9 protein-coding genes are annotated in these 9,966 nt (G+C 71.7%); all 9 read right to left on the reverse strand.

The genetic code is table 11. From position 1 onward, the window contains the following. On the reverse strand, positions 1-735 hold a 735-nt coding region (terL, locus tag ROTAS13_RS13200), incomplete at its 3' end, for a phage terminase large subunit (RefSeq protein WP_171979100.1). Next, entirely contained in the window at positions 698-1,012 is a 315-nt protein-coding gene (locus ROTAS13_RS13205) for a hypothetical protein (RefSeq protein WP_019461474.1), read from the reverse strand. The genes ROTAS13_RS13205 and terL, both read right to left, overlap by 38 nt. Before the next feature lie 22 nt (positions 1,013-1,034). Next, positions 1,035-3,386, reverse strand: coding sequence for a glycosyl hydrolase family 28-related protein (locus ROTAS13_RS13210; protein ID WP_075822574.1), 2,352 nt, complete (start codon positions 3,384-3,386; stop codon positions 1,035-1,037). A 32-nt stretch (positions 3,387-3,418) separates the two neighbouring features. Continuing rightward, positions 3,419-3,859 carry a hypothetical protein gene (locus tag ROTAS13_RS13215; protein ID WP_075822575.1) on the reverse strand — a complete coding sequence of 147 codons (441 nt, stop codon included), beginning with the start codon at positions 3,857-3,859 and terminating at the stop codon, positions 3,419-3,421. Beyond that, on the reverse strand, positions 3,859-5,736 hold the full coding sequence (locus tag ROTAS13_RS13220; protein WP_075822576.1) for a hypothetical protein: 1,878 nt from the start codon (positions 5,734-5,736) through the stop codon (positions 3,859-3,861). Before ROTAS13_RS13220 ends, ROTAS13_RS13215 begins: the two co-directional genes overlap by 1 nt. Positions 5,737-5,739: 3 nt before the next feature. After that, entirely contained in the window at positions 5,740-6,309 is a 570-nt protein-coding gene (locus ROTAS13_RS13225; protein WP_075822577.1) for a hypothetical protein, read from the reverse strand. A 345-nt stretch (positions 6,310-6,654) separates the two neighbouring features. Next, positions 6,655-7,485 (reverse strand): phage capsid protein, encoded by an 831-nt coding sequence (locus ROTAS13_RS13230; protein WP_027297156.1) that lies wholly within the window; start codon positions 7,483-7,485, stop codon positions 6,655-6,657. 391 nt (positions 7,486-7,876) lie between these two features. Further along, entirely contained in the window at positions 7,877-8,653 is a 777-nt protein-coding gene (locus ROTAS13_RS13235; RefSeq protein ID WP_075822578.1) for a capsid assembly protein, read from the reverse strand. Between the two features lie 8 nt (positions 8,654-8,661). Continuing rightward, the gene (locus ROTAS13_RS13240) at positions 8,662-9,873 is read right to left on the reverse strand and encodes a portal protein (RefSeq protein ID WP_371329191.1); all 1,212 of its coding nucleotides are present in this window, start codon (positions 9,871-9,873) and stop codon (positions 8,662-8,664) included. Between the last annotated feature and the right edge of the window lie 93 nt (positions 9,874-9,966).

Below are 9,966 nucleotides of genomic sequence, written 5' to 3' on the forward strand. Positions count from 1 at the left end.
TCGCCTTACGGTGGAGCTGTGCGTAGATGTGATCAAGAGACAGAGGCGCAGGCGGTGGTAGCCGCGCAGGAAGGCGCGCTCATCACCCGGAGGAAGGTAGAGCGTTTCCGCGCAATGCGGCGTGCCGACATAGAGGATCGTGCCGCCGGGGGTCAGCACGAACTCCGTCTCCGCGAGCCGTTCCCGCAGCTCGGCACGCCGGGTGGGCGTGTCGCAGTTGCCGGCGACCTCGACATCGTCGCAGACGATCACGTCGGCGCGGGAGCCGGTGATGTTGCCCAGGATGCCCGCCGCCAGCATCGAGGGATCGCGCAGCGCGCCCTCGCGCCGCACGGTGAAGCGGTCGGCGGCCCATTCGCCCGGGCCGTCCGGCAGCAGATGCGCGCAGAGCGGGTGCCGCGTCAGGATACGGCGGACATTGGCCACCATGCGCGTGGCCAATGCCGCATCCGCCGCCAGGACCAGGATGCGCGCCTGCGGGTCGCGCAGCAGGGTCCAGGCGCACCAGAGCCCGACCAGCGTGGACTTGCCGCAGCCGCGGAAGGCCATCAGCAGCAGCCGCCCGTCGCCATCCCTGCGCCGCGCGTCGAACCAGCGCGCGATGCGGCGGTGGATGCCCGGCGTGGCCTGGCCGAGCCGGGCGTTCCAGACCCAGGCGAATTCCAGGAAGTCCGGCCCGGGGGCATGTCCGGGTGGTTCAGGCGCTCTCGTCGCCCGTGTCTTGGCCGTCGTCATCCTCTCCTTCCGCCGCGATCTCGGCGCGGGCCTGGGTGAGCAGGGTCTGGACGTCCTCCCCCGCCGATGCCGTGGCGAGGCTGGCGCGGGCCAGCTTCAGCAGATGCTCCAGATGGGCGAGGGCGGTCTTCGCGGCGGCATGGTGCGCGGCGAAGCCCTTCGGGTCCTCGTGCGCGCCCGGCATGGGCTCGCGCGCAACGAAGGCACCGTAATCCGCGACCACGCGGCGGATCGCCGCGTGGAGTTCCTCCGGCGGGAGGATGCCGTCGCTGCTCATGGCGATGTCCGGCCCGGCATGCTCATACCCGTGGCTTGACGGCGCGAAGGTAGAGCGTGCCGGCACCGACCTCGATGGTACCGCCGCTGATGTTCTGCGCCGTCACCCGTACCTGGTTGATGCTAGCCGTGCCGCCGGCACCTGACAGGAAGACCACGCCGCCGGTCTGGAAGCCGGAGGACTTGGCAAAGCTTGCCTGCACGAAATCGCCCTGCCGTACGCCTGGCAGTGTCACATCGCGTGCCGTGGTGGCGCCGGCGGCCAGCGAGGGCACCGTCCACCCCGTATCCGTGACCGTGTATTCCCGCGTGCCCCATTTGCGGCTGCCGCCATAGATCAGCGTCGGCGCGTGGAGCGGCGGGCAGTAGAGGCGCAGCGCCTTCAGCACCGCCGTCTCGTCGCCGCCGCGCACGCCGATGGCGGCGTATTTCGCCGCCGCGTTCAGCGTCACCCGTTGCAGCCGGTTGAGCAGCAGCCCGGAGACGGGGCTGTCGAGATTGACGTTGCCTTCCCAGAAGCGCGAGACGCTGCCCGTGCTGCCGGACCAGACGGCGTTCATGTTGGAGAACAGCACGGGTGCCGTGTCCAGCAGAACGTTCTCGCCGGCGTCGAACTGCATCACCACCGGGCGCAGCGCCGTGCCCTCGGCGGCGATGAAGAATTCCTTGCAGTCGCTGCAATCCACCACGAAGGCCAGCGCGCGGCTGGTCGGCAGGCCGACGCTGTCGGCGTTCAGCGTGAAGCTGCCGAGCCCCGCGAAGGCCAGGCCCGTCAGGGTCTGCGCCGCGTTGTTCGGGTTGCCCGACAGCACCGCCATCTGTTCGAAGCCGGTGCCGCCATCCGTGTCCACCGTCTGGCGGAAGGCGCGCTGCCGCACATTCTCCGCCGCCGCCACGAGGCGGGGCGTCTCGTGCGCCGCCGCGGCCTGGTGCAGCGGGATCGCCGTGCCGCCGGCCCGGGTGGCCGTGCCCGTATAATCCACCGCCGCGCCGGCGAAGCCGTAGGTGCCCGTGTAGCAGACCTCGTAGACGCAGTCGTTCGCCCCGCCCGCATGGCGCGCGACAAAGGGGCTGCACGCTTCCATCCGCACGCCGCGCGCCAGGATGCCGCGCTCGTCGCCCGCCTGGATGAGGAAGGGGATGGCGCTCACCGTGCCGGGGGTGCCCTGGCGCTGCAGCTCGAAGGCCGGGCCGATGAAGAGATGCGCGTTGTGGCGGTTATAGGCTCCCGGCTCGCAGGAGAAGCGGATGCCGTAGCGGTCCAGCATGGTGTGGGTGCCGCTGGCATTGGCGAAGTGGCCGCCCAGGTAGCGGATGCTGTTGTTCCAGCCGGCGGCGCTGCCGGTATGGATGTCGAGGCCGATGCGGTTGTTCACGAAGCGGCCCAGGTTCAGCGTGCTGTCCTCGAAGCCGGTGGCCTCGCCGCTCGTGCGCGTGCCGATGGTGAAGCCCTCGACCTGCTGGATCTCCACCAGCGAGGCGTCGAGGTTGCGCAGCAGGAGGCCGATATCGGCCTCGTCGCTCCAGTCGGCGATGCTGGCGCGCAGCACGCGCAGCCCGCGATAGACCTTGCTCCGGTTGCGTGCCCCGGCGCCGTCGCCCAGAGTGAGCGCCACCTGCCCGGCGGGGCCGTCATAGAGGATGGCGCCGCGCATGGTCAGGCCCGGCGAGCCGCCCGGCAGCACCAGCGGGATGGTGGTGCGGAAGCTGCCCTCGCCGATCACCAGCTGCTTGCCGCCCATCGCCGCCGCGTTCATCGCCGCCTGCAGGGCCGCGCCGTCATCGGTCACGCCGTCGCCCGTCGCCCCGAAATCCCGCGCGGAAAGCCGCTCCGCCAGCTTGTCCTCCACCGAGCGCGGGATGCCGCCAGGGAAGGGGGCGGAAAGCGTCGCGTCCTCGCGCGAGAAGATCGCGAGGTCGCCCACCGCGTCGAAGCCCAGCACGCGGTTGGCGCGGGCGGTCTTCAGCGGCAGATGCAGCCGGGCCGCCGCCTCGCCGGGGTCGAGGCGGATGGCGTTGGCGACATCCCCGGAAACCTCCTGCAAGGCGGCCGTCTGGCGGTCCAGCTCGTCATCCAGCGTATAGGCGCGCAGCAGGCCACTCGGCTGGAAGTCGGTGACGCGCGCAATGGTCAGGCGCCGGCGCAGCAGCACCTGCGCGCCCTCGCCGGGCGGCGTGGCGAAGGTGACGGTGCCGCCGGAACTGCCATCTGCCCCGTCCACCACATAGCCCGAGGGGACCAGCAGCCCGTCGATCCGCACTTCCAGATCGGAGGTGTCGAAGATGGGGAAGGGATAGACGAAGACGTTCTGGCCCGCGGCGGCCATGTAGTGCACGCGCGGCGCGACGTCGCCGATGCGGATATGCTCGGCCATGATGCTCTCCTGAAGGAATGGGGGGCCGGGGTTCAGCCGAGCAGGCTCTTCGCCGCGCCGGCGAAGCTGGAGCCCGCGCGCAGCCAGGTCGTCAGCGAGCCGTCGTTGTTCAGCAGGCTGCGCCGCCCGGCGGCGAGGCGCGCGTTGCGGACCGCGTCGTCCTCGGCGATGTCCTGCGCCGAATCCTTCTGCAGCCCCGCGGCCACAGCCGCCGCCGAGCCGTCGTTCGGATCGAGGCCGGAGGCGGCGCTGCGGGCACGGATGGAGGCCAGGGTGCCGGCGAGCTGGTCCTGCCGCGCCCGCGTGTCCTGCTGCTGCTGCGCGGCGGCGAGCTGCGACTGTGCCGCCGCCTGCTGCTGGATCTGCCGGTTCTGCGCCTTGACCTGGGCGCTCTGCGCCTGCGCCTGGTGGACGGTGGAGTAGATCGAGAGGCCGGTTCCCACCAGCCCCGCCACGGGTGCGAGCTGCGACATCAGTCGGTGGTCCTCGTGTTGGTCGTGACGGAAAGCAGGGTGAAGGGCAGTGGCTCGTCGGACTCGATGCGCCAGAGCGGCCGCAGCGCGTCCTTGCGCCAGCCCAGGGCGCGCAGCGTGACGTCGCCGGTGAAGGCGGGCGGTGGCGCGTCCAGCAGTGCCGTGTCCAGTCGCCGCAGCGGCACCGGCTGCGCGCCGCGCCCGAGATCCACCGCCAGCGCCTTGCTTTCCAGCAGGCGGAAGGTGACGCTCACCAGCCGCTGCGGCGCGCCGGCGATGCCGGGCGCGTTCAGCGCCTCCACCGGCATCGGCACCAGCCGGTGCGTGAAGGGCAGGCCCATCTCCACGGTGCCGGTTGCTTCCGGCAGGGTGACGGCGCCGCGCAGCACCGTGAAGCGCCCGGCCGGTGCACCGGAGGCGACCACGCTGACGTCGCGGCCTTCCAGATGCTCCAGCCCGTGCCAGGCGGTTCGCACCGTGTCGCTCGCGCCGGTCAGCGCCGCATCGGTGCAGAGCGCGTCGTCGAAGCGCTCCAGCCGCAGCGTGCCGCCGCGCTCCACCGCGAACCAGACCGCGCCCTCGAGCTCGGCCACGGCGCGGAAGGCGCCGTCGGTCTCCTGCCGGGTCCAGGCGGTGATCTCCTCGGCGCGGTACAGCGTCAGCGTCGCCAGGCTGCCGTCGCCCATCACCACATGGAACAGCCGCCGCCGCTGGTCATAGGCGGTGTCCAGCGGGTCCTGGACCAGGTGGTGCGCGGTCAGCGCCAGGTCCCCGGCCTGATAGGCATCCTCCACGGTGGTGTAGGCGAACTCGTAGATCGCCGTGCCGGAGCGCCCGGCGAAGAGCGTGCTGCCATCCACGTCGATCGGCGGGATCATCCGCCCGGTGACGGAGCCCACCCGCGTCTGCCGCAGGATCTGGATCGAGGCCGGGGTGAGGGGCGCGCCCGTCACCATCCACTCGCCGCCCGAGGTGAAGACCTGCAGGTGCCGTCCCGGGAAGACGGCGCGAATCGCGTTCACCTGGTCGGAAAGCAGGCCGAACTCGATCGCCTCGTCATCCAGCCCGGTGCCCAGGTCGAAGTTCCCGAGATCCCCGGACTGCGACATCCAGAGCCGGTTCGGCAGGTCGCGCGACCCGCCTAGCACCAGCCGGTCCTGATGGAAGCAGGCGGAAACCGGCCAGCCATGCGCGCCGAAGGCGGATTCGTCCCAGTCCGCTGTGGCATCGGTGGTGGTGAGCCGGTCCTCGACATCCGCCACCACGTGCCGCGCATCCGTCACCGACCGGATGCGCAGGCGCCTGCCGGCGATGCGGAGCTGCTTGCCAAGATGCGCCGCCACGAAGAGCGCCGCGCTGGCGGCGACGGTCACCTGTCCTTCCAACGCGCTCGCCTGCAGCGTCACCGCCTCCGGCGCGAAGCGGTGATAGGGCATCCAGGTGAAGTTGAACTCCGCCACCGTCCATTCGGTGTGGCTGGTGCGGGTGATGCGCTGCGTCACCATCTCGGGATGCAGCAGCAGCAGCGTGTCCGCGCTTTGCGTCCAGGCGAGCTGCGGCAGCATGGCGGCGGTCCAGGGACCGCTGGCGGAAGCCACCTGCTCGTCCCCCAGGAAGACCAGCATCCGTCCGTCCAGGAAGACCAGCAGGTAGGTCTGCTCCGTGTTGAACTCGAAGCCCACCAGCCGCGCCGCGCCGGGCAGCATGGCCACATGGCGCAGACCTGGCCGGCGGGTCACCCCGCCGGTCGGTTGCAGGATCAGGTTGCGGAGCATGCGGGCCCCGTTGTCGAAGGCCCGCGTGTCGCCGCGCCCCAGCATCTCGGGCGCGAGTTCGCCCGCGGTGAAGGATGTCTTGGCGCGTCGGCTGTCCGGCATGGCTCAGCCCCGCACGCTGATCAGGGGGAAGTCCTCGATCGCCCGCGGCGTCGCCTGCTGGCTGTCGGCCAGCCGGGCATCGCGGAAGTCGCTCCCGGCCAGGCGCTGCAGCAGCTCGGCGCGGGAGGTGCTTTCCGTCAGCGGGATGCAGAATTCCGCCGCCAGGCGCGACACCAGCGCCTGGGCGAAATGCGGCGGGAAAAGCGCCTCCTCCGGCCTGAAGATATAGGTCAGCGTCACGCTCGGCGCGTCGGCGTGCAGGCGGCGCTCCATCAGCCGGTATTCCAGCCCGCGCCCGCGCCGGCCGCTGCCGGCGGAAAGCACGCGCAGGCAGCGCGGCGGCAACTGGAAGGCGTAAGTCATGTCCGCCACCGGCACGTCCAGCAGACGGGGCAGCACCATCTGCCCGGTGGCGAAGGACCAGGGGTGTGCCGCGAGCAGCGCGTCGCGCGCCGCCGGATAGAGGCTGGCGGCGACCTCTGCCTCGGCCGTGCCTTCCCCGAAGGAAGCAATCGGCTGTGCCCCGATGCGGAGCAGGGCGCGCGAGCAGAGAACGAGGGCGGAAAGCGCCATCGACAGAAATCCTGAGAAGGGGAGGGTGGGGTGGGATGGGCCGGACGGAGCCACTCCGGGGCGCGATCGGCGGAACATTCCGTCGTCCATTTGATCACGAATCGCTGATCCGTGAGGGATCTGGCGCAACCGCCGGTGGTTCCCGGGGTTCGTGCGTCACCACGCCGGAGGATGGCCGGAAGCCGCCCCCCGGCACGATGCGCGGCGGCCCCCCGGGGGGAAGGGAGGCCGGAAGCCGTCCCTTGCCCTGTCCGGCGGTGGCCGCTGCGCCCTGTGGCGGGCCTCAGCCCGCCCCGCGCCGCGTCCCGGGCCGGCTGGAGCAGGAGCCGGCCGGGATCGCGGCCCTCACTCCGCCGCGCGCATCCGCACCACGCCGGTCGGGTCGATCAGCACGGCGCCCTGGCTCATCATGTTGTTGACGAAATGCGCCGCGCGGTCGCCATGCCAGGTGATGTCGGTGGTGACCTCCTGCGCCACCGCATGGCCCACTGCGGTGCGGTGGTAGAAGAAGCAGTTCCGCACCGCCCCATCCAGCGTCAGGCCGGAATGCGGCAGCCAGGTCGCGCCCAGCCACTTCTTGGCCTGGGTGCCCTTCCACGGCAGGTCGGCCTCGCCGATGTAGCTGGAGCTGGCGAATTCCTCGATCTGCAGCAGCTGCGACCACTGCTTCCAGCCGACCACGGCATAGCGCTGGCCGTCATCGGGCACATCCGCCGCGCCCAGCATCTCGAAGGCGCGCAGCACCTTGGCGAGGGTCAACCCGTCCGCGTCCGTCAGCCCCGTCCCGGTGCCCGAGGCGGTCTGCGCCGCGGTGTCCAGGGCGGCGATGATCAGCTCGTCCGTCTTGCGGCCCAGCGCATAGGCGCCGGCATGGGCCACCACCGTCTGCTCGTCGAAGGAAAGCTTGACCTCGTCCAGCCGGTCGATCCACTCGCCGGCATAGTAGTCCTGCAGGAAGCACTCGACCGTCGCATGGTCGAGGTTCATCAGCGGCACTTGGCCAGCGCGGGACTTGGCCGCGGCCGTGCCCTTGCCGACGCGGGGGAAGACCGTGGAGGCACCGCGCACCCCGGTCTTGGAGCGCACGGTCGGGCGCAGCTTGCTGCCCTGGCGCTGGTAGGCCTCGTGCACCTCGGCCTCGAACTGCTTCACGAAAGCGGCATCGATCTGACCCACGCATCTTCTCCGTGCGGGAAGGTTGAGAGGAAACGCCAAAAGCCCGGTTCCCCCCTGCTGGGGGCCGGGTCTCGCGGCATGAACGGCAGACGCCCGGCGCCGCTTCGGGCCCAGGGTTGTTCCTGGGGCGCGACGCGAGCCGGGTTGGGCCTGCCGGAAAGGATCGGAAAGAGGACAGGGGCGGGTGGCGCCGAGGGGGATAGTGGCGTCACCCGCCCCTGTGGTGCCGGGCCATCCCATTGGGGGGAGGGGATGGTTCCGGCGCAGCGGGGTTTCCGGCCTTCCCGAGGGGGGAAGTGGAGGAAGGACCAGGACCGACCCCGCCGCAGTGGGTCAACCGGCTAACGCGACTCCACCACGCCGGTTGACCTCCTGTCAGTATCTGCGTGCATCAACCGCCCGTGAGGCGCCGGAAGCCCTCCGTGACGCGGCGCACGAACTCCGGCTCGCGGGAGCGCCAATAGCGCGGGTCGCGCATCATCCGGCGCAGCCCGGCCTCGTCCATCCCCTCCGGTGCCTCGGCGGAACGGGCCATGGCTGGTTCCCCCTTCCGCATCATGGCGTGCAGGGCCTTCACCCCCTCCGCCGTGGTGGAAAGCGCCTCGAAGACCTCGGCCGGCAGGTTCGCGCGGCCCCAGGCAGAGATCTGGCGCGAGAGCTGCGCGAAACGTTCCTCTCCGCCGAACTCCTCGCGCAGCCGGTCGAGCTGACGCTGCGCCTCGTACTGCGCCGCGGCCTCCGCGATCACCGGCAGCAGCTTCTCCGCCGCCAGGTCATAGACGAGCTGCGCCTGGTCCTGGGTGAAGCCCGCCGAGTGGAGCCGCGTGTTCACCTCCGGGTCGGAGCAGCACAACGCGTGCCGCTCGGCGATCCGGTAGCCGTCGGGCGCTTCCGGCGCGCCCAGCAGCCGGGCAAAGCGCCGGTGTTCGTCCTCCGGTGCCTCCGGGCCCGGGCGTGCCAGCCGCTGCGACAGCTTCCGCTCCAGCTCGCGATAGGATTTCAGCAGGCTGTCCAGACGGACCCGCCCGGACTCCGCATCCCAGAACTTCTCGGGCACCTCGGACGGCCGGGCGGCGCTTCCGGGCGCCCCCCCGGGAACCGCCGCCGCATCCGGCGTGTCGGCATCCCCGCCCGGCGCCAGGGCCGCATCCAGCAGGCTGTCGGTCATGCGTGTGGTCACTCCTCGATGGCGGCCCTGACGGGGCCGAGGGCGGCACCCGGGTCGGAACCCGGATGCGACGGCAGTGGCGACGGCGCCGTCGCGGCGTTCAGGATCCCGGCCGGCGCTGCGAGGATCTTTGCCAGGTGACGGGCGGCGGCGGGGCGATCCACCTGGGCCGTCGCCTCCGGCCCCAGCGCCGCGACGGCCTGCAGGAAGAGCAGCATGTTCGCCGCATCCGAACGGCCCTGGAGCCGCGCCAGCGGGGACTGGTAGCTCAGGCTCGCCTCGTGCCCGTCCAGCAGGATCGGCGGCACCTCGCCGCGCCGCCGCAGGATGGACAGGCAGCGGGCGATCAGAGGCGTCAGCAGCTCCGCCTGCAGGCGTCCGTAGGTGGCGCCCAGCAGCCGCGCCGCCTGGGCCGATCGCTCCAGCACCTCGGTGGCCGTCATCCGCGCGTCCTGCGGCGGCCCCAAGCGGTCCGCCAGCAGCGCCGAGCGGATGCGTCCCCGCATGTCCGAGAGCACCAGCTGCGACACGTCGAAATTCCCCGGCGCGGCCAGCGGCGTCAGGCCGGAGGAACCGGGCGCCTTGGGGATGATCGCCCCCGGCACCAGCCGCACCGTCGCCGGGTTCAGCACTCCGTCGTCATCCGCCTGCCAGATGCCGGTGGCGGCGATCGAGGCGTTCTTCAGCACCAGCTCCACCACCTTGTTGGCGGTGCGGATGTCCGGCAGCGCCCGCATCACCGGCCCGCGGCCATAGCTCTCGCCCGGCGCCTTCATCCAGCGGAAGGCGATGAAGGGGCTCCGGGCGAAGCGTCCCCGCGCCAGCATCCGCGCCTGCCCGTCCACCCCGTCCAGCACCGCGGCGAAGCCGTAGCCCGTGCCGTCCGGCCAGACCGCCTCGACCACCCGCAGCCGGCCGTCCGGCTCCCCGGCCCCGGCGGGCGGCAGGTCCGCGCCCGGCCAGCGCGCGGCGACCGCCGCCCGGTCCAGCCGCGCGGCGCGATAGACCGTCTCCAGCCGGCCGGATGGGCCTTCCTCCAGCACGCATTCGCGCAGCGGCACCGCCTGGAAGCGTAGCGCCGAGGCCTCGCCGGGCGCGGCCTCCTCCACCAGCAGCACGCCAGTCCCGGCCACCACCAGGTCGAGAAAGGCCTGGTGCATCTCCAGCGCGAAGGAGGAGCGGTCCAGATGCCCCTGCAGTGTGTCGGCGGCCTGCTCCAGCGCTTCCGCCGCGGCCTGGGCCTCGGCGGCGAGTCCGTCCTGCCCTGTCCTGTCTCTTGATCACATCTACGCACAGCTCCACCGTAAGGCGAA

The organism is Roseomonas sp. TAS13 (assembly GCF_001950415.1).
Classification (GTDB): Bacteria; Pseudomonadota; Alphaproteobacteria; order Acetobacterales; family Acetobacteraceae; genus Roseomonas; species Roseomonas mucosa.

Excerpts from the sequence above, each read along its gene's own strand:
- ROTAS13_RS13205 (WP_019461474.1), bottom strand. The coding sequence starts at position 1,012 with ATGAGCAGCGACGGCATCCTCCCGCCGGAGGAACTCCACGCGGCGATC.
- ROTAS13_RS13210 (WP_075822574.1), bottom strand. The coding sequence starts at position 3,386 with ATGGCCGAGCATATCCGCATCGGCGACGTCGCGCCGCGCGTGCACTAC.
- ROTAS13_RS13215 (WP_075822575.1), bottom strand. The coding sequence starts at position 3,859 with ATGTCGCAGCTCGCACCCGTGGCGGGGCTGGTGGGAACCGGCCTCTCG.
- ROTAS13_RS13220 (WP_075822576.1), bottom strand. The coding sequence starts at position 5,736 with ATGCCGGACAGCCGACGCGCCAAGACATCCTTCACCGCGGGCGAACTC.
- ROTAS13_RS13225 (WP_075822577.1), bottom strand. The coding sequence starts at position 6,309 with ATGGCGCTTTCCGCCCTCGTTCTCTGCTCGCGCGCCCTGCTCCGCATC.
- ROTAS13_RS13235 (WP_075822578.1), bottom strand. The coding sequence starts at position 8,653 with ATGACCGACAGCCTGCTGGATGCGGCCCTGGCGCCGGGCGGGGATGCC.